Consider the following 18,894-nt stretch of genomic DNA (forward strand, 5'->3'; position numbering starts at 1 on the left):
CACCCTTCACGGGTGCGTGGATTGAAACTCTTCAAAAATTAAAGCCCCGGAAATGGTCAAGTCGCACCCTTCACGGGTACGTGGATTGAAACGGGAAATTACGCGGCATTATCAAGTGGAAATCAACGTCGCACCCTTCACGGGTGCGTGGATTGTAATGGAACCTACAATCCGCCTCGGTCGAAGAATAACTGTCGCACCCTCAATGGGTGCGTGGATTGAAACGAAAAAGGCCCAATGAAACCGTTTTCGAATGTCAGTCGCACCCTTCATGGGTGCGTGGATTGAAACCACGCCGACACAGTTAACTACTGTTGCGCTCGTAGTCGCCCCTCACACGAGGTGAATGGACTGTAACAAGGCGCAAAAATGCCCTCTCTACATCGGTAGGGAGGGCATTTCTATTGTCGTATTAGTCCTTGAAGTAAGGCTTGAATACGGAACGGTTCGGTTCTTTATGTTGTTTTTTTTCGGAGCGTTGGTTGTTGCGGAAGGTGCCGTGGTTGTTGGAATCGCGGTTTTTCGGTGCGAAGTGACGACGGCGTTCGCCTCGTTCTTGACCATCTTCTTTACCGTTGCGGCGATCTTTCCGATTGCGGTCGTTACGGCGATAGTTGCGGTCGCGGTTATTTTTGCCTTGGCGGCTGCGATGGACGCGGAGCGGGGCTTCTTCAGTAATCTTGACGGGCGTCGTGTCCGGTTCTTTGGTGAGCAGCTTGATAGCGGCTGCGATGAGGGACGCCGAGTCGTAGTTAGCCAGGAGTTCTTCGGCATTTTCTTTGTAGCTTCCGAAGTTACCTTCTTCTGCAGCAGCGGCGAGGTTGCGGATAGCGGCCTGCTGTGCGCCTTCTAAGGCTTCGGAGAAGGTCGGTGCTTTGCGGCGGGCAATGCTGCGTTTAATCAGTCGTTCGATGGTCCGCAGGTGTTCCATTTCACGGGGAATGACGAAGGTCGTGGCTTCGCCGCTCTGGCCGGCACGACCGGTACGGCCGACGCGGTGGACGTAGCTTTCCGGGTCCTGGGGCAGGTCGTAGTTGAAGACGTGGGTGACACCGCTGATGTCGAGGCCGCGAGCTGCGACGTCGGTGGCGACTAAGATGTCGATGGTCTTTTCACGGAACTGGCGGATGACCGTGTCGCGCTTAGCCTGAGTGAGGTCGCCGTGGATACCTTCCGACGAGTAGCCACGCTTCTTGAGGGCTTCCGAGACTTCGTCGACGCGGCGTTTGGTGCGGACGAAGATGATGGCCAAATCCGGTTCCTGGAGGTCTAAGAGACGGCAGAGGATGTCGAATTTCTGACGGTCCGGTACTTCGATGTAAGACTGTTCGATGAGGTCCATCGTGACTTCTTTGGTCTTCATGCGAATCATGAGCGGATCGTGAAGGAAGGTTTCGGCCAACTGTTGGATCGGTTTCGGCATGGTAGCCGAGAAGAGCAGAGTCTGGCGCGTGTTGGGCGTAGCGGCCATGATAAGGTTGATGTCATCGATAAAGCCCATGTCCAGCATTTCATCGGCTTCGTCGAGGACGATGGTCGCAATGTGGCTCAAGTCGATAGTGCCGCGCTTCATGTGGTCGATGAGGCGGCCCGGGGTGGCGACGATGATCTGCGGGCTCTTGCGCAGGCGGCGCAGCTGGCGTTCCATATCTTGACCGCCGTAGATCGGCAGGGCCTGAATGTTGGTGAATTGAGCCAAATGGTTCAGTTCTTCGGCGACCTGCATAGCAAGTTCACGGGTCGGGGATAAGACGACGGTCTGAATTTCTTTGGAAGGTTCGGCCTTCAATATTTTTTCCAGGACAGGAATGCCATAAGCAGCGGTCTTACCGGTACCGGTCTGGGCCTGGCCAATCATGTCAACGCCGCTCATGGCGACGGGAATCGATTCGGACTGGATCGGCGTCGGTTCTTCAAACCCCATTTCGTTCAGGGCACGGATAATGACTTCGCTGATATTTAAATTTTGGAATTTCTCTAACATGTACTTCCTCCTTGTTGTGTAACTTATTTATTATAGCATTAATGTTTGAAAAAAGATAGGGTTTTACGAGGCGGCGCCGGGGAAGGTTCGTTTTAAGTTACTCCTTTTAAGATAAACGTTAAACCTAGTCTGTTTAGAAATTATTAACATAGGTTCGACGTTTAACTTTAAAGTATTTTGAAAAAAAGCCTTGCCAAACGGGAATGATAGTGGTAAGATACGAACCATCAACAAAACAATTCAAAATAAAATGCGTTGAAGAGAACTAGTATGTTCCAGAAAGCTTACAGAGAGCTGGCGGCAGGTGTGAGGCAGCAGCGGCATGGAACGGAACTCCTCTCTAAGCAGCTCGCTGAAACCGTGGGAGTAGGTGGAGCCGGGGCCTGGCCGTTAACAGACAGGAGGGTATCGACGTTGGTCCGTACCTATAGAGTGCCTATGCAGCATAGGAATTAGAGTGGTAACGCGTAAGTGAAATCTTTCGTCTCTTTGGAGATGAGAGATTTTTTTATTTTGATTGTGTAATGAGTTGTTTTTAATTTATTTCATAATCATAGGAGTGATGACCATGAAACACGTAGAACATTACAAGAAAGGTTATTTTATGCCGCCTGTCGTCGATATGTCCTGGACGCAACGGGAATATCCGGAAAAGGCGCCGGTCTGGTGTAGCGTCGATTTGCGCGACGGAAATCAGGCCCTTATCATCCCTATGAATTTGGAAGAAAAAATCGAATTTTACAAGGTCTTGGTCGCCATGGGCTTTAAGGAAATCGAAGTCGGCTTCCCGGCCGCATCGGAAACGGAATTCGAATTCCTGCGCTACTTGGTCGATCACGATTTGATCCCTGACGACGTCACCGTCCAGGTCCTGACCCAGGCCCGAGAACACATCATCCGCCGGACCTTCGAAGCTTTAAAAGGCGTTAAAAATGCCATCGTCCACGTCTATAATTCGACGTCCTTTGCCCAGCGTCAACAGGTTTTCCATAAGTCCAAGGATGAAATCAAGGCCATTGCCGTCGAAGGGGCGGTCTTGCTGAAACGCCTGACCGAAGAAGCCGGCGCCGACTACCGCTTCGAATATTCGCCGGAAAGCTTTACTGGAACGGAACCGGAATACGCCCTCGATGTCTGCAACGCCGTCCTCGACGTTTGGCAGCCGACGGCCGACCGCAAGGCCATCATCAATCTGCCGTCGACGGTGCAGATGTCCATGCCTCACGTCTTTGCCTCGCAGATCGCTTACATCTCGCAGCACCTCAAGTACCGCGACAACGTCGTATTGTCGGTCCATCCCCACAACGACCGGGGGACGGGCGTGGCCGATGCCGAAATGGCCATCCTGGCCGGCGCCGACCGCGTTGAAGGAACTTTGTTTGGCAATGGCGAACGAACGGGCAATGCCGATATCGTGACCATCGGCATGAACATGTACGCCTTGGGCGTCGATCCGGGCCTCGATTTTTCCCACATGACCGACCTCGTCGATACGTATGAACGGGTGACCCGCATGGAAGTCCATCCCCGTCAGCCCTATGCCGGAAAGCTGGTCTTTGCCGCCTTCTCGGGGTCTCATCAGGACGCCATCGCCAAGGGCATGCACTTCCGGGCTGAACAGCACCAACCGTATTGGAACTGCCCCTACCTCTACATCGATCCCCACGATATCGGACGGACTTACGACGCCGATGTCATCCGCATCAACAGCCAGTCTGGCAAGGGCGGCATCGGCTTCATCATGGAGCAGCATTACGGCATTGCCATGCCCAAGAAGATGCGCGAAGACTTCAGTTATTTTGTAAAAGAAGTCTCCGACCACGCCCATCAGGAATTGAAGCCTCAGGAAATTTTCGACGTCTTTAAAAAGCAGTACCTCAATCGGGAAAGCCCCTTGAAGGTCGAAGATTTTTCTCTTCAGAAAGCCGAAAATCGCTGGATCGGCACGGTCCTGATTCGGGCCAATGGGGAAGAAGTCGTCCTCGAAGGCGAAGGAAACGGCCAATTGAATGCCGTCAGCAACGCCATCTGTAAAGCCTACGGCATCGAATTTGAAAACCTCGTCTACAGCGAACACGACCTCGACGGCGACGCCGATTCCCGGGGCATTGCCTACTTTGGCCTGACCGATAGGGAGGGGCGGACGACGTGGGGCGCCGGCATCGATACGGATACGATGACGGCTTCCATTCGGGCCTTCGTGACTGCCGTCAATCGCATGGAAGGTATGGAACGGCGCGTTCACTTTCGCCATTTCGCATCGGGCCCCAACGAAGTAGCTGCCTTTAAAGCCGCTGCCAGCCAGCATTGATCGTTTTTTACGCATTCATCTTTTTTGAAAATTCATCCTTTTCTCGAAACGGACCCGCTTTTCGGAAAACGGTATTTTTAAGGAGTGGTATCGATTATGGGAATGACCATGACCCAAAAGATTTTAGCTAAGCACGCCGGCGTGGCGTCCGTAGCTCTCGGTGGCTTAATCGTTTGTAACGTCGATATGGTATTGGCCAATGATATTACGGCGCCGCCGGCCATTGCTGAATTTAAGAAAATCGGACGGCCCGTCTTTGATAAGACCAAGATCGCCTTGGTCCCCGACCATTTTACACCCAATAAGGACATTAAATCGGCGGGACTTGCCAAGATCGTCCGCGACTTTGCCAAGGAAAACGGCATCGTCCATTACTTTGAAGTCGGCCGCGTCGGCATCGAACACGTCCTCTTGCCGGAACAGGGCATCGTCGGACCGGGGATGCTGACCATCGGCGCCGATTCGCACACCTGCACCTATGGGGCGCTCGGCGGTTTTTCGACGGGTGTCGGCTCGACGGACCTCGGCGTGGCCATGGCCACGGGGAAGGCTTGGTTTAAGGTTCCCGATGCCATTCAGGTTCGTTTGACCGGCGAGAAACCCGATGACATTACGGGGAAAGACGTCATGCTGACCCTCATCGGCATGATCGGTGTCGACGGGGCTCTGTATAAATCGTTAGAATTCACTGGTCCCGGTGTGGCCGCGCTCGATATGACCGACCGCTTTACCATCGCCAACATGGCCATCGAAGGGGGCGCTAAAAACGGCATTTTCCCCGTCGATGAACAGACCATGGCCTATGAAAAGGGGCGCTTTTCTGACGGCTATGACGTTGTTACGGCCGATGACGATGCCTTTTATTGCCGGACCGTCGATATCGACTTGTCGTCCTTAAAGCCCGTCGTAGCCTTTCCCCATCTGCCGGAAAATACAAAAGTCGTCGGTACCTTTGGTGACATCAAAATCGACCAGGTCGTCATCGGCTCCTGCACCAACGGCCGTCTCGAAGATCTGCGCATTGCCGCCGATATTTTACGGGGCCGCACGGTTCATCCCGACGTCCGCTGCATCGTCATTCCCGGCAGTCAGTCGGTCTATATGGAGGCCATGAAAGCCGGTTACATCGAAACCTTTATCACCGCCGGTTGCGCCGTATCGACGCCGACCTGCGGGCCTTGTCTCGGCGGTTATATGGGCATCCTTGCCGCCGGGGAACGCTGTGTTTCGACGACGAATCGTAATTTCCGCGGCCGCATGGGCCACGTCGACAGTGAAGTCTATCTGGCCGGGCCGCAGGTTGCGGCTGCCAGTGCCATTCTCGGTAAGATTGCCGCTCCTAAGGAGGTACGATAAGATGAGTTTAGAAGGAAAGGTATGGCGCTACGGCGACAACATTGATACAGACGTCATTATTCCGGCGCGTTATTTAAATAGTTTTGATCCCAAGGAACTGGCTTCGCACTGCATGGTCGACATCGATGAAACCTTTGCAGGTCTAGTGCAGCCGGGGGATATCATGGTCGGCGGCCACAATTTCGGCTGCGGCTCGTCACGGGAACATGCACCCATTGCCATCAAGGCCTCGGGCATTCCGGTCATCATCGCCGCCAGCTTTGCCCGCATCTTTTACCGCAATGCCATCAACGTCGGCCTGCCGGTCCTTGAAATCGGCGACGCTGTAAAAGCCATCAAGGCCGGCGACATCGTCGACGTCGATTTGGAAAAGGGGACCATCGTCGACAAGACGACAGGCGATACTTTTCAGGCGCGGCCCCTGCCGGGCTTCGTACGGGATATTGCCGCTGCCGGCGGCTTAATCAACTATATCAAGGGGGAAGAAGCTCATGAGTAAACACATCGTCGTCATCCCCGGCGACGGCATCGGGGAAGAAATTACGGACAGCGCCGTCCAGGTGCTGCAGGAAGTCGACGCCGTCTGCAAGATTGGCCTTACCTTCGAACGGCGGATTGCCGGCGGTACGGCTTATGACGAATGCGGTTCGCCCCTTCCCAAGGAAACCATCGAGGCGGCTAAAAAAGCCGATGCCATCCTCTTTGGTGCCGTCGGCGGGGACAAATGGGATAACGTCGAACCGACCCTGCGGCCGGAACAAGCCGTCTTGGGCCTTCGAAAAGCCCTCGGCCTTTACGTCAACCTGCGTCCCGTCAAGGTGCCGCCGGTCTTGGCCGAGTATTCGCCCTTAAAGGCCGATATCGTCACCGGCACCGATGTCCTCATCGTTCGCGAACTCGTCGGCGGCATCTATTTCGGCGACCGCTGCGAGTCGGAAATCCATAACGGCGTCGAACGGGCCTGGGATCTTGAAAATTACAGCGTCCCCGAAGTACAGCGCATCGGCACCTTTGCCATGAAGGCCGCACAAGGACGGCGGGGCAAGGTGACGTCCGTCGATAAGGCCAACGTCCTGGCCACGTCCCGCCTGTGGCGCCGCACCATGATCGATGTGGCCAAAGACTATCCCGACGTCTCTTTAAATCATTTTTACGTCGACAACTGCGCCATGCAGCTGGCCCTCAATCCGAAACAGTTCGACGTTATCGTTACGGGAAACCTCTTCGGCGATATCTTGAGTGACGAAGCGGCGGTCCTCGGCGGTTCCATCGGTATGATGCCGTCGGCGTCCATTGGCGAACTGACCAGTCTCTATGAACCGATCCACGGCTCGGCGCCGGATATTGCAGGTAAAGGCATTGCCAATCCCTGTGCCACCATCTTGTCGGCAGCCATGCTGCTCCGTTACTCTTTTGGCGAAGAAGAAGGGGCATCTATCATCGAAAAAGCCGTCGATGCTGCCCTTGAAGATGGTTGGCGCACGGCCGACCTCTATAAAGAAGGCTTCAAAAAAGCCGATACGAAAACGATGACCGATGCCGTCATCCGCCATATCCGCAGCCAGAAGAAAAAATAGTTCCGCTTCGAAACCTCTCAGGCTATCATATCATAGAATTGAGAAGGAAGGCAGTCTTTGTGATGTAAGGTCACGGAGGCTGCTTTTTGTCGTTTGTCGAAAAGGGATTTAAAAATGGCTCGATACAGCCGGAAATATGCGTTTTTTTACAAAGGTCTTACGCCTTATTATATAGTATATAAGGGGCTGGCGCTTGAAAGGTCGCGGCGAATAGTGTATTATGAGAAATAGTTTAAATAGATTTTCACAATTCGTGTATCGCGAGAGGCAGGATTAAACATAGATGTTAGAATTTCCCATTAAACGTACGATTATTATTGACGACTCGAAAAAGAAGAAGGGCCGCAAAAAGAAGGCCGACGGTGAAAAGACGGTCATCCACGGTACGGTCAACCTTCCTAAAAAAGAGCCCCTGAAGAAGCTCGACAAGCTTCCGAAGAACGCCAAAAATCTGGTCATCGTGGAATCGCCGGCCAAGGCCAAGACGATTGAACGGTTCCTCGGCAGCGGCTACAAGGTCATGGCCAGCCGCGGTCACCTGCGCGACTTGCCGCGCAACCAGTTCGGCGTCAATATCGAAGAAGGCTTCGTGCCGACCTATACCAACATGTGGGACAAACGCAAGCTCATCGATGAATTGCAGGAAGAATACGTCCGCTCGAAAAAAGTCTTTCTGGCAACTGACCCGGACCGCGAAGGCGAAGCGATTTCCTGGCATTTGGCGCATTTACTGGACATCGATCCCAAGGATAAATGCCGCATCATGTTCCACGAAATCACGAAGAAAGCCATCGTCGAAGCGATTAAAAAACCGGAACCGATTGACATCAAAAAAGTCGACGCCCAGCAGGCTCGCCGTATCTTAGACCGCATCGTCGGCTATAAATTAAGTCCTTTGTTATGGAAAAAGGTCTGTAAAGGCCTCAGTGCCGGCCGCGTCCAGTCCGTCGCCGTCCGCTTGATCTGCGAACGGGAAGAAGCCATCAAGGCCTTCGTACCGGAAGAATATTGGACCATTGGCGGGACCTACCAGACGGAAGACGGCCTGACCTTGCCGACGGAACTGACCAAGATCGACGGCAAAAAGGCCGAAATCGAAAATGAAGAAGGGGCCAAGGTCATCGCCCATGACCTCAGTTGGGAAAGCCGCGGTGAGACCCAGGAACCCGACAAGATCGTAAAGGTCGAAAAACGCAAGCGTAAACGTCAGCCCCAGCCGCCGTTTACAACGTCGACGATGCAGCAGGAATGCGTCGGCAAATTCAACTTCGGCGCCAAGAAGACGATGATGCTGGCCCAGCAGCTCTATGAAGGCCTCGATATGGGCGACCAGGGCCACGTCGGCCTCATCACTTACATGCGTACCGACTCGGTCCGCATCAATGACGACATGGTCCAGGCCGCGCGGGACTTCATTACGGCCAATTACGGGGCGGAATACGTTCCCGAAAAGCCGCGGGTCTATAAGACCAAGCAGTCGAGTCAGGACGCCCACGAAGCCATTCGTCCGACGTCGCTGGAATTGACGCCGTACAAGGTTTCTGACTTCCTGTCCCGGGATCAGCTGCGCCTCTATACTTTGATTTGGAACCGCTTTTTGGCCAGCCAGATGGAATCGGTCGAAACGGAACACATGGCCATCGTCATCGAAAGCGGCAAGTACGAACTGCGGGCTGCCGGCTACAAGGTCCTCTTCAAAGGCTTTACCGAGCTCTATGAAGATGCCAAAAAGGACAAGATGCTGGCTGAACTGCCCCACATTGCGGCTAACACCATCGTCCATAATACGGCCGTGACGCCCCAGCAGCACTTTACTCAGCCGCCGGCACGCTATACTGAAGCCAGCCTGATCAAGACCCTCGAAGAAAAGGGCATCGGCCGGCCGAGTACTTACGCGCCTATCATGGATACGATCCAAAACCGCAACTACGTCGAAAAGAAGGACAAGCAGTTCATCCCGACGGAGCTCGGCGTCATCATCGTCGACCTCCTCAAGAAATACTTTGCCCGCATCATCAACGTCAGCTTCACGGCGCACATGGAAGAATCCCTCGACGCCATCGAACAGGGCGACGATACGTATCCCCACGTCCTGCAGGAATTTTATGATATCTTTAAGCCGGAAATGGACGAAGCCGAAGACAAGATGGAAAAGGTCACCATTTCCGGTCAGGAATCGGGACAGATCTGTGAAGTCTGCGGGTCGCCCATGGTCTATAAATTCGGCCGCTTCGGCAAATTCCTAGCCTGCTCCAACTTCCCGGAATGCCGCAATACCAAGGCCATCGTCGAAGATTTGGGCATTACCTGCCCGAAGTGCGGCAAGGGGACGCTCATCAAGCGCAAGTCGAAACGGGGCCGCGTCTTTTATGGCTGCAGCCAGTATCCGGACTGCGACTTCGTCCTTTGGAACCAGCCTGTCGACAAGAAATGTGACTTGTGCGGCAGCATCATGATTGTCAAACATTATAAAAAAGGCCCCGACAAGCTCTTTTGCAGTAACGGGGACTGTGAAAACCATAAAAAAGGTGAGGTAGTTCATGAAGAATAGTGTCTTAATCATCGGCGCCGGCCTGGCCGGATCGGAAGCCGCCTGGCAGCTCGTCAGCCGCGGCATTCCCGTCGAACTGGTCGAAATGCGGCCGGTCAAATCGTCGCCGGCCCATCATACGGAATATTTTGCCGAACTGGTCTGCAGCAACTCCCTGCGGGCAGCGAATATTGAAAACGCCGTCGGCCTCTTGAAGGAAGAAATGCGCCGTCTGGGCTCGCTGATCATGGAATCGGCCGATACCAACCGCGTTCCTGCCGGCGGGGCTTTGGCCGTCGACCGCCTGCCTTTCAGTCAGTACGTGACGGAAAAGCTGGCCGCCCATCCTTTGGTCACCATTCGCCATGAAGAAGTGACTGAGCTTCCGACGGACCAGATCTGCATCGTCGCCAGCGGTCCTTTGACCAGCGACGCCTTGGCCGATACCATTGCCAACCTGACCGGCGAAGGCTATTTCCATTTCCACGATGCGGCTGCGCCCATCGTCGCCGTCGAATCCCTCGATATGAACAAGGTCTATCGGGCGGCCCGCTACGGCAAGGGCGGCGCCGATTACTTGAACTGCCCCTTTACCCAGGAAGAATATGAAGCCTTCTGGCAGGCCCTGACGACGGCCGAATGTGCCGAACTCCACGACTTTGAAAAGGACGACAGCGTCTTTGAAGGCTGCATGCCCATTGAAGTCATGGCCGGCCGCGGCATCGACACCATGCGTTTCGGCCCCATGAAGCCCGTCGGCCTCGAACTTCCCGATACGGGGGAACTGCCTTATGCCGTCGTCCAGCTTCGTCAGGATAATGGCAGCGCGACGCTGTACAACATCGTCGGCTTCCAGACCCACCTCAAATTCCCGGAACAGAAGCGGGTATTCTCCATGATTCCCGGTCTTGAAAACGCGGAATTTGTGCGCTACGGCGTCATGCACCGCAACTCCTATATCAATTCGCCGGAACTCCTCATGCCGACGCTCCAGCTGCGCAAACAGCCGAACCTGTTGTTTGCAGGACAGCTCACCGGTGTCGAAGGCTATCTGGAATCGGCGGCCATGGGCCTCTTGGCCGGCGTCAACGCCGCACGCCTCCTTGCTGAGAAAGAGCCTTTGACCTTTTCCAAGCGGACGGCCATCGGCGGTCTCAGCCAGTATATCTCCAGCGGCCCCAATAAGCATTTCCAGCCGATGAACATCAACTTCGGTATCATGGAGCCTCTCGGCATCAAGAAACGCATGAAGAAAAAAGAAAAAAACGCCCTCTTAGCACAGCGGGCACTCGATGAAATTGAACAAATGAAAGGGGACATGACTCATGTCTAATGGAATGTCTACAGAGTTTCATGCCACGACGATCTGCGCCGTTCAGCGCGATGGCAAAACGGCTATCGCTGGCGACGGCCAGGTCACCATGGGCAATGCCGTCATCATGAAGGGGACGGCTCAAAAAGTCCGCCGCCTCTATCACGGCAAGATCATCAGTGGTTTTGCCGGCTCCGTTGCCGACGCTTTCACGCTCTTTGATCACTTTGAAGAAAAATTGAACGAACACAACGGCAATCTCGTTCGCAGTGCCGTCGAACTGGCGAAAGAATGGCGGTCTGACAAGGTCCTCCACAAACTGGAAGCCCTGCTCCTCGTTGCCGACAGCCAGCGCATCCTGCTCATTTCCGGTAACGGCGAAGTCATCGAACCGGACGACGGCGTCTTAGCCATCGGTTCCGGCGGCAACTACGCCTTGTCTTCGGCCCGGGCCCTCATGCAGAACACGGACCTTTCGGCTCGTGAAATCGCTGAAAAATCCCTGCACATCGCGGCAGACATCTGCGTCTATACCAACCACAACGTCATTGTCGAAGAAATTTAAGAAAGAGGTACCTTTATGGAACAATCATCATGGACGCCAAAACAAATCGTGGCGGAATTGAATAAATATATCGTAGGCCAGGGGGACGCCAAGAAATCCGTCGCCATTGCCCTGCGCAACCGCTGGCGCCGCAAACGCCTGAGCGAAGAAATGCAGGATGAAATCATCCCCAAGAACATCCTCCTCATCGGCCCGACCGGTGTCGGTAAAACAGAAATCGCCCGCCGCCTGGCCAAACTCGTCGGCGCACCCTTCATCAAGGTCGAAGCGACGAAATACACCGAAGTCGGCTACGTCGGCCGCGACGTCGAACAGATGATCCGCGACCTCGTCGCCAACGCCATCCGCATGGTCCAGGAACAGGAAAGCCAGCGCTATGAAGAAAAGGCCGAAGCCGAAGCCAACAAACGGATCCTGCAGGTCTTCTGGCCGAAAAAATCGGTTGTCGAAAAGGTAAAGAATCCGATGGACGTCTTCTTTGGCAGCGATGACGACGAAACCAAGGAAGAACCGAAACAGCTCGAAGAAGGCAATTCCGACCGCCGTCAAAAGATGCTCGAAGACATTTGCGCCCATAAGATGGACGACCGCGAAATCGAAGTCGAAGTGGCCGAACAAGGCCCGGGCTTCCAGGGCATCCTGACCGGCAATTCGACGGAAGAGCTGACCAATAACTTCCAGGAAATGCTGGGCAGCATCATGCCTAAGAAGAAAAAGAAGAAGAAAATGACCGTCGCCAAGGCCCGGGAAATCTTCAAAGAAGAAGAACTGGAAAAATGCCTGGACATGGATACCATCGTCGATAAGGCCGTCGCAGCCACGGAAGAATCGGGCATCGTCTTCATCGACGAATTCGATAAGATCGCCGAAAAAGGCCGCACCAACGGTCCCGACGTCTCCCGCGAAGGGGTCCAGCGCGACATCCTGCCCATCGTCGAAGGGGCTACGGTCAATACCAAATACGGACCGGTCAAGACCGACCACATCCTGTTCATCGCCGCCGGCGCCTTCCACGTATCGAAGCCGAGCGACCTCATTCCCGAACTCCAGGGCCGCTTCCCGATCCGCGTCGAACTCCAGTCGCTGACCGTTGAAGACTTCCGCCGCATCCTGACCGAACCGAGCCAGTCCTTGGTCAAACAGTATACGGCCCTTCTCGAAACGGAAGGCCTGACTCTGGACTTTACCGACGACGGCATCAATGCCATTGCTGAATACGCTTACCGGGTCAACCGGGAAACGGAAAACATCGGCGCCCGCCGGCTGCACACGATCTTGGAAAAGATCCTCGAAGACGTCGCCTATGAAGCGCCTGACGTCGATGAAAAGAATATCGTCATCGACAAGGACTTCGTCGCCGGTAAACTCCATGACGTCGTCCAGAACGTCGACCTCAGCCACTATATTTTATAAAAGGACGTACTGATGAGACCTTACGCAAAATTATACCTGACGAAAAAAGGGGAACGGGCTGCTAAGACAGGCCATCCCTGGGTCTATGGCGAAGAAGTCATCCGCGTCGATGGGACCTATCAGACCGGCGACATCGTCGATGTCTACAGCGATAAAGACCGCTACCTCGGCACAGGCTTTGCCAACGACATTTCTAAGATCCGCGTGCGCATCGTATCGCGCAACGCCAACGACCGCTTCGACGACGCCTTCTGGCAGCGCCGGGTGAAGTACGCCCTCGATTACCGCCGGACGGTCATGGGCGAGACGGACTTTTCCTGCTGCCGCCTGATCTTCGGCGATGCCGATGAAATGCCGGGCCTGACCGTCGATCGCTATTCCGACGTCCTCGTCGCCCAGACCTTATGCTACGGCATGGACCAGGTGAAACCCGTCATCTTCAAGGCTCTGGTCGATGAATTGAAGGCCATGGGTGTCACCATCCGCGGCATCTATGAACGAAACGACGTCAAAGTCCGCGAACTGGACGGCATGGAACAGTATAAAGGCTGGTATGAAGCCGACTTCCTTCCGGAACCGGGCAGTGTCATCACGACTATCGAAGAAAATGGCATCCGCTATGATATCGACGTCGAAAACGGCCAGAAGACGGGCTTCTTCCTGGATCAGAAATACAACCGCCTGGCCGTCGCCAAGATTGCCGCCGGAAAGCACGTCCTCGACTGCTTTACCCATACCGGGGCCTTTGCCCTCAATGCCGCCAAGGGCGGTGCGGCCAGTGTCACCGCCGTCGACGTGTCTCAAGAAGCCGTCGACATGACGACGACCAATATCCAGCGCAACGGCTTAGCGGATATCGTTACGGCTAAACAGGCCAACGTCTTTGACCTCCTGACCGAAATGGCCGAGCAAAAGAATCGCGACTACGATTTCATCATCCTCGACCCGCCGGCCTTTACCAAGTCCGGTCATACCGTCCACAACGCCATCCGAGGCTATAAGGAAATCAACTTGAAAGCCATGAAGCTCCTGCCCCGCGGCGGCTATTTGGCCACCTGCTCGTGCTCCCACTTCATGCGCGACGACCTCTTCCGTCAGATGCTCCACGATGCTGCCAAAGACGCCGGCGTCCACCTGCGTCAAATCGAAGGCCGCCAGCAGTCACCGGACCATCCGATTCTTTGGAATGTCCCGGAAACCAATTATTTAAAATTCTACTTATTCCAAGTCGTATAATCGACAACGCCGCTATTTCAGTATCTCTTGAGATGGCGGCGTCTCTTTTTTTATTCGAAAAACATAACGTAATGATTAATTGATATGGAGGGTGGTTGAAATTATGCCGGCCTCGATATATAATCGGCCTAAGAAGGGGATGTATACGATTTTTATTATTCCCATCGGATGGCGGCCCAGGGGCTCCATCTTCCTTGAACTGTGTGATGGAATGACCAGACGAAAGGAGTAAGCTATGAAACATATTGTGATTACCAATTACAGCGACCCTGTTTGCGTATGGTGCTGGGGCACAGAACCCATTTTCCGGGCTATGGAAACCCATTATCCCAATCGGTTTTCCATTCGCTACGTCATGGGCGGCATGGTCCGCGATTTGAGCGACTTTGATGATGAAGAAAATGGCATCGGCGGCGGAGATGCCGATACGATTAACGCCCAGCTTCGCGAACATCTGGCGGAATCGACAGCCGTTCATCATATGCCCGTCGCCGTCGACAAGTATCATCTGTTTTCGGAACGCTTCAATTCGTCCTTCCCTCAAAACATTGCCTATAAAGCGGCCCAGATCGCCGCTCCGGACATGGCCGACTCCTTCTTGAGACGCATCCGCGAAGCGACCTTGACCGAAGGTGCCGTTACCGGCGACTACGAGGTCTTGGATAAACTGGCGGAGGAATTTGGCCTTCCTATGGATGCCTATCGCGAAGCCCTCAAGAGCGGTGAGGCTGAAAAGGCTTTCAAGAGCGACGTCGATGAAGCCATTGCCGCTAAGGTCCAGGTCTTCCCGACGGTCACCCTGACGGTTAACGGCAAGGAAGAAACCTTTGGCGGCTACTATACCTTTGATGACTATGTGGCTCGCATCCGCAAGCTGAGCGATGGTGCGATTGAACCGGCAAAGCCCGACGTCTCGTTTGAATACCTGAGCCGCCTGTTGAAGCAGTATCATCGACTGGCTGCCGAAGAAATTCGCTGCGCCTTTGATTTTGAAACGAAGGAAGCCCTGGACTCGTGGCTGGCACCGTATCTTGCCGACGGCAAGGTGGCGAAGGAACAGCTCGGCGGCGATTATATGATCACACTAGCTTCGGTGTAATTGGTGCCTATATATTAGAAAATGAGTGGAGAATGAGCCGAGTTGACCGGCTTTACAGCCGAAAACCTCTGTCAGCTCGTCGTTAAAAACGGGTTGGCAGAGATTTTTTCGTTGGGAAAGTGCTCTTTGGAATGGCCGCGGAGGAAGAAAGGGCAGACCTTAGTGAATTAACTTCACTGAATAATATTCATTGATTTTTATTCAGTTAATATGATATAATAAGTCCAACCCGGAAAGTTTTGAGGTGAGACTATGAATAAGCGGAAGCTGGCCGCCTTGGAAACACGGCGAAAGCTGCTCGATGCGGCTAAAAAAATCGTCTGTGAAAAAGGCATGGCCAACACGTCGATAGCTGATATCACGAATTCCTGCGGTGTTGCCTGCGGCACTTTTTATACCCATTTTAAACGCAAAGAAGACATCATCTACGCCCTCAGCCGCGAGATGTATCAAAAAATTTTAGAACAGGCCAAGGCCTTTGACGGCCCTTTCATGGAACGGTTAGTCTTTTTTATGACGAACTTTTCAGACTACATCGAAAAGAGCGGTTTGAAACTCTGCCAGGAATGGGTACGTAATACGGTGGATCCTGATTTGATTGACGACGAAGAGGATAAACCCAAGGTCTACATCGATATCGATGCCGTGACCGGTCTTATTCTGGATGGAATCGAACGAGGCGAGGTCAAGGCTGACGCACCGGTCGCTGTCCTGGCTCACACCTTGGTCGATGTCCTATACGGCCAAATGCTTTGCTGGGATATGTCCGGCGGTGCCTACAGCCTCGCATGGCGAACCCAGGAGTTTTGCCGTATCTTCCTGCCGGGCCTGATGACGCCGTACTTGGCGTAACTTTTGTTATCTATACGGAAACGTTTCGCCGGCTTCAAAAATTCTTTGAGCCTGCTGCTTTCCGATTTACAGTGAATATAGTATGAGAAAGGATGAATCGAGATGACAACTAAGATTGAAAACGTAACCTTAAATGATGGCGTAAAAATTCCGGCCTTTGGCTTCGGGACTTTCCAGATTCCTGCCGATGGCAGTACTTACCAGGCCGTAAAGGAAGCCCTTAAGTTGGGCTTGTACCACATCGATACGGCAGCGGCTTATTTTAACGAAGCCGAAGTCGGCAAGGCCGTTCGCGAAAGCGGCATTCCCCGGGAAGAGATCTTCGTGACCAGTAAGCTCTGGCTCCAGGACTACGGCTATGAAGCCGCTAAGAAAGGCATCGACGCGTCTCTTCGCAAACTCGGCCTGGACTACATGGACTTATACCTCATCCACCAGCCCTACGGCGATGTACCCGGTGCTTGGAAGGCCATGGAAGAAGCGAAAAAAGCTGGCAAGATCCGCTCCATCGGGGTCAGCAACATGACGCCGAAGATTTGGAATTCCTTCGTGCCCCAGTTCGACACCCTTCCGTCGGTCAACCAGATCGAATTTCACCCCTACTTCCAACAGAAAGAAATCAGAGCCATCATGGCTAAAGATAACGTCTATCTCGAAGCCTGGGCACCTCTTGGCCAGGGCAACCCGCAGCTCTTCAGCGAACCGACCATTACCAAGATCGCTGAAGCTCACGGTAAAGATGCCGGCCAGGTCATCCTGCGCTTTGAATACCAAGACGGCGCCATCATCTTCCCGAAGACGACCAAACCGGCCCGCATGAAGAGCAACATGGACATCTTCGACTTCTCCTTAGCCGACGAAGAAATGGCCGCTATGCGTGCCCTCGATACGGGTAAAGGTCGTCACGATCCGGACGCTCCTGGCGTTGCCGAAATGCTCCTCGGTGCCTTTGACGTCCACGCCGACGACTAATATCATAAGGAGGGGACACCATGCCCTATATTGCCATCAAGGCCTATCCGAAAGATGAAGAAACGAAAAAACGAGCCGTCGAACAGATCCGAGACGTCCTGTTAAAGACCTGGGGTTGCCCGGAAGAAGCCATCACCATCTCCGTTGAAGAATTCCCGCCCGAAGACTTTAATAAAAAAGTCAGGGAACCGGAAATCCTCCCGAAATTGGATAAGATGATGATCCTCGACGGAAAGAAACAGTATAAATAGCACGAAGAGAGCCGATACCTCGAAAGGGTGTCGGCTTTTTTGCGTTTATTAATGTTCTATAGAACGTATATTAATATTTTTTCAGGAATCGATATGAATTCGGATCCGTGTAGTATAATGAAGGTAGTTCAAAAACACTGTATTTTCTGACAAATGAAACGATGTTGGTCAAATTTCGACAATCCGTCCATGACGAAGGGTACCCTTTGCCTATCATGAGCCGGGGAATGTAGGCAGAGTCTGGGCGGGGCAGGAAGCGCGTGGACCGCATCGATGTGTTTCTACTTGATTTTATGCGCGAAAAATAGGGAGATGATGGCGATGCCGGGAAATGTAACGGGTCCCTTTATGTGTGGCGGTACACCGCCGAAATACAAGTATTGTCCTACCTGTGTATTTGCAGAAGGAAAACCCTTATTGGGGACCTGCATGATGTATCCGGGAGGAGCGTTGCTTAAGCCGAATCACGTGTATAAGGGCAAACCCTGCGAATGGTATCAGAAAATAGAAGGAAGTTACGATGAATGAAGGTATTTCCTACTGTCAGATGGATTGCTTTCGCATTAGGAGTCTGTTCAGAGAAGGCCCATTATCTTGTTGATGTTAAAAAGAGTGGAGTTCAGGTCATTTTATTTCCAGGAAGGAGGGCTGTCTATGGCAGGAAATGTAACGGGTCCCTTTATGTGTGGCTGCACGCCGCCGAACTATAAATACTGTCCGACCTGTGTATTCGCAGAAGGGAAGCCTTTATTGAGTACTTGCATGATGTATCCGGGTACGTCTATAAAGCCGAAAGTGGTGGATGAAGGCGGACCCTGTGAATGGTATATGGAGAAAAAATGAAAGCCTTGTTACCATCTGGAAGCCTTTCTAAAGCCGGAGGAGATAGGCTGGTGATCGGGTACTTTTTTCAGGAGGTCGAGGACATTTTTGCTTTTTGTCCCATCGATAGCGGGCTTATAACGAATCAGGCGCGTGTTTTTTAGACTTGTGTAATAGGAGGAGCTGATACCGTGTTGAATCGTGTCAATGAATATGTACGAGACATCGGATTTGATAGAGCTGAAAAAAGGGGGACGTGGAAGGGCTATACGGTATACACGCCACTCTTTAAAAACTCGCTGGAAAGAGCGATGCCGACGGGGCTGCCTGTCTTGGTCTTGGAGAAGGAGGGGTGTTTAAAAACGGTAAGGGGAAGAAAGGTTTTTATGATTTTTGACGACATGATTCGCAAAGCTATGGGGCCTAAAACGCATTAAGCATAATATAGTATATAAGAAGCAAGGCGAATTCCGTCAACTTCGATATTCGGTATAATAGAAAGGAATCCCTATGAAGCGGTACATCTGGAAACAACTCCGAAAGGGGGAGTCGTGGACCGGCTAGCACTTTATAGGGATTCTTCTAGTATGGGGTTTACCCTGTTGAGCTGGCAA

At 53.1% G+C, this 18,894-nt stretch carries 16 protein-coding genes and 1 other annotated feature; of the genes, 15 read left to right on the forward strand and 1 reads right to left on the reverse strand.

The genetic code is table 11. The features are described 5' to 3' along the window. Positions 1-412: 412 nt before the first annotated feature. Entirely contained in the window at positions 413-1,984 is a 1,572-nt protein-coding gene (locus HMPREF3201_RS11075; protein ID WP_062413120.1) for a degradosome RNA helicase CshA, read from the reverse strand. A 246-nt stretch (positions 1,985-2,230) separates the two neighbouring features. Continuing rightward, positions 2,231-2,476: a binding site (T-box leader), on the forward strand. 76 nt (positions 2,477-2,552) lie between these two features. On the opposite strand from HMPREF3201_RS11075, the gene HMPREF3201_RS11085 reads away from it, so the two are divergent. From HMPREF3201_RS11085 to HMPREF3201_RS11160, 15 genes are all read left to right on the forward strand, one after another. Further along, positions 2,553-4,295: a 2-isopropylmalate synthase gene (locus HMPREF3201_RS11085; protein ID WP_062413122.1), complete on the forward strand. Its 1,743-nt coding sequence runs from the start codon at positions 2,553-2,555 to the stop codon at positions 4,293-4,295. A 96-nt stretch (positions 4,296-4,391) separates the two neighbouring features. Further along, the gene (gene leuC / locus HMPREF3201_RS11090) at positions 4,392-5,651 is read left to right on the forward strand and encodes a 3-isopropylmalate dehydratase large subunit (protein ID WP_062413123.1); all 1,260 of its coding nucleotides are present in this window, start codon (positions 4,392-4,394) and stop codon (positions 5,649-5,651) included. A gap of 1 nt (position 5,652) precedes the next feature. After that, the gene (locus HMPREF3201_RS11095) at positions 5,653-6,150 is read left to right on the forward strand and encodes a 3-isopropylmalate dehydratase small subunit (protein WP_062413124.1); all 498 of its coding nucleotides are present in this window, start codon (positions 5,653-5,655) and stop codon (positions 6,148-6,150) included. Then, positions 6,143-7,228 (forward strand): 3-isopropylmalate dehydrogenase, encoded by a 1,086-nt coding sequence (gene leuB, locus HMPREF3201_RS11100; RefSeq protein WP_062413125.1) that lies wholly within the window; start codon positions 6,143-6,145, stop codon positions 7,226-7,228. The genes HMPREF3201_RS11095 and leuB overlap by 8 nt, the downstream gene beginning before the upstream one ends. Before the next feature lie 283 nt (positions 7,229-7,511). Beyond that, complete coding sequence (topA, locus tag HMPREF3201_RS11105) at positions 7,512-9,779, forward strand: type I DNA topoisomerase (RefSeq protein ID WP_062413126.1); 2,268 nt, start codon at positions 7,512-7,514, stop codon at positions 9,777-9,779. Next, positions 9,769-11,091: a methylenetetrahydrofolate--tRNA-(uracil(54)-C(5))-methyltransferase (FADH(2)-oxidizing) TrmFO gene (gene trmFO / locus HMPREF3201_RS11110; RefSeq protein WP_062413127.1), complete on the forward strand. Its 1,323-nt coding sequence runs from the start codon at positions 9,769-9,771 to the stop codon at positions 11,089-11,091. The genes topA and trmFO overlap by 11 nt, the downstream gene beginning before the upstream one ends. 4 nt (positions 11,092-11,095) lie before the next feature. Next, a complete protein-coding gene (hslV, locus tag HMPREF3201_RS11115) occupies positions 11,096-11,635 on the forward strand; it encodes an ATP-dependent protease subunit HslV (RefSeq protein ID WP_081651730.1) in 540 nt (179 codons plus the stop codon). A gap of 15 nt (positions 11,636-11,650) precedes the next feature. Continuing rightward, on the forward strand, positions 11,651-13,048 hold the full coding sequence (gene hslU / locus HMPREF3201_RS11120) for an ATP-dependent protease ATPase subunit HslU (protein WP_062413128.1): 1,398 nt from the start codon (positions 11,651-11,653) through the stop codon (positions 13,046-13,048). Between the two features lie 12 nt (positions 13,049-13,060). Beyond that, complete coding sequence (locus tag HMPREF3201_RS11125; protein WP_062413129.1) at positions 13,061-14,284, forward strand: class I SAM-dependent rRNA methyltransferase; 1,224 nt, start codon at positions 13,061-13,063, stop codon at positions 14,282-14,284. 235 nt (positions 14,285-14,519) lie between these two features. Next, complete coding sequence (locus tag HMPREF3201_RS11130) at positions 14,520-15,383, forward strand: DsbA family protein (RefSeq protein ID WP_062413130.1); 864 nt, start codon at positions 14,520-14,522, stop codon at positions 15,381-15,383. A 252-nt stretch (positions 15,384-15,635) separates the two neighbouring features. Beyond that, the gene (locus HMPREF3201_RS11135; RefSeq protein WP_062413131.1) at positions 15,636-16,235 is read left to right on the forward strand and encodes a TetR/AcrR family transcriptional regulator; all 600 of its coding nucleotides are present in this window, start codon (positions 15,636-15,638) and stop codon (positions 16,233-16,235) included. A 102-nt stretch (positions 16,236-16,337) separates the two neighbouring features. Then, positions 16,338-17,207: an aldo/keto reductase gene (locus tag HMPREF3201_RS11140; protein WP_062413132.1), complete on the forward strand. Its 870-nt coding sequence runs from the start codon at positions 16,338-16,340 to the stop codon at positions 17,205-17,207. Positions 17,208-17,227: 20 nt separating this feature from the next. After that, a complete protein-coding gene (locus HMPREF3201_RS11145; RefSeq protein ID WP_062413133.1) occupies positions 17,228-17,458 on the forward strand; it encodes a tautomerase family protein in 231 nt (76 codons plus the stop codon). 654 nt (positions 17,459-18,112) lie between these two features. After that, positions 18,113-18,301 carry a hypothetical protein gene (locus HMPREF3201_RS11830; protein WP_154254676.1) on the forward strand — a complete coding sequence of 63 codons (189 nt, stop codon included), beginning with the start codon at positions 18,113-18,115 and terminating at the stop codon, positions 18,299-18,301. Positions 18,302-18,471: 170 nt separating this feature from the next. Beyond that, complete coding sequence (locus tag HMPREF3201_RS11160; protein WP_062413136.1) at positions 18,472-18,717, forward strand: hypothetical protein; 246 nt, start codon at positions 18,472-18,474, stop codon at positions 18,715-18,717. Positions 18,718-18,894: the final 177 nt, after the last annotated feature.

Origin of the sequence: Megasphaera sp. MJR8396C (genome assembly GCF_001546855.1) — a bacterium.
Taxonomy (GTDB): Bacteria; Bacillota; Negativicutes; order Veillonellales; family Megasphaeraceae; genus Megasphaera.

Bases quoted from the DNA above. Each gene is read 5' to 3' on its own strand.
- leuC (WP_062413123.1), top strand. From the start codon at position 4,392: ATGGGAATGACCATGACCCAAAAGATTTTAGCTAAGCACGCCGGCGTG.
- HMPREF3201_RS11145 (WP_062413133.1), top strand. From the start codon at position 17,228: ATGCCCTATATTGCCATCAAGGCCTATCCGAAAGATGAAGAAACGAAA.
- hslV (WP_081651730.1), top strand. From the start codon at position 11,096: ATGTCTACAGAGTTTCATGCCACGACGATCTGCGCCGTTCAGCGCGAT.
- trmFO (WP_062413127.1), top strand. From the start codon at position 9,769: ATGAAGAATAGTGTCTTAATCATCGGCGCCGGCCTGGCCGGATCGGAA.
- topA (WP_062413126.1), top strand. From the start codon at position 7,512: ATGTTAGAATTTCCCATTAAACGTACGATTATTATTGACGACTCGAAA.
- HMPREF3201_RS11830 (WP_154254676.1), top strand. From the start codon at position 18,113: ATGGCAGGAAATGTAACGGGTCCCTTTATGTGTGGCTGCACGCCGCCG.
- HMPREF3201_RS11085 (WP_062413122.1), top strand. From the start codon at position 2,553: ATGAAACACGTAGAACATTACAAGAAAGGTTATTTTATGCCGCCTGTC.
- HMPREF3201_RS11075 (WP_062413120.1), bottom strand. From the start codon at position 1,984: ATGTTAGAGAAATTCCAAAATTTAAATATCAGCGAAGTCATTATCCGT.
- HMPREF3201_RS11140 (WP_062413132.1), top strand. From the start codon at position 16,338: ATGACAACTAAGATTGAAAACGTAACCTTAAATGATGGCGTAAAAATT.
- HMPREF3201_RS11125 (WP_062413129.1), top strand. From the start codon at position 13,061: ATGAGACCTTACGCAAAATTATACCTGACGAAAAAAGGGGAACGGGCT.
- HMPREF3201_RS11130 (WP_062413130.1), top strand. From the start codon at position 14,520: ATGAAACATATTGTGATTACCAATTACAGCGACCCTGTTTGCGTATGG.
- hslU (WP_062413128.1), top strand. From the start codon at position 11,651: ATGGAACAATCATCATGGACGCCAAAACAAATCGTGGCGGAATTGAAT.
- HMPREF3201_RS11135 (WP_062413131.1), top strand. From the start codon at position 15,636: ATGAATAAGCGGAAGCTGGCCGCCTTGGAAACACGGCGAAAGCTGCTC.
- leuB (WP_062413125.1), top strand. From the start codon at position 6,143: ATGAGTAAACACATCGTCGTCATCCCCGGCGACGGCATCGGGGAAGAA.
- HMPREF3201_RS11095 (WP_062413124.1), top strand. From the start codon at position 5,653: ATGAGTTTAGAAGGAAAGGTATGGCGCTACGGCGACAACATTGATACA.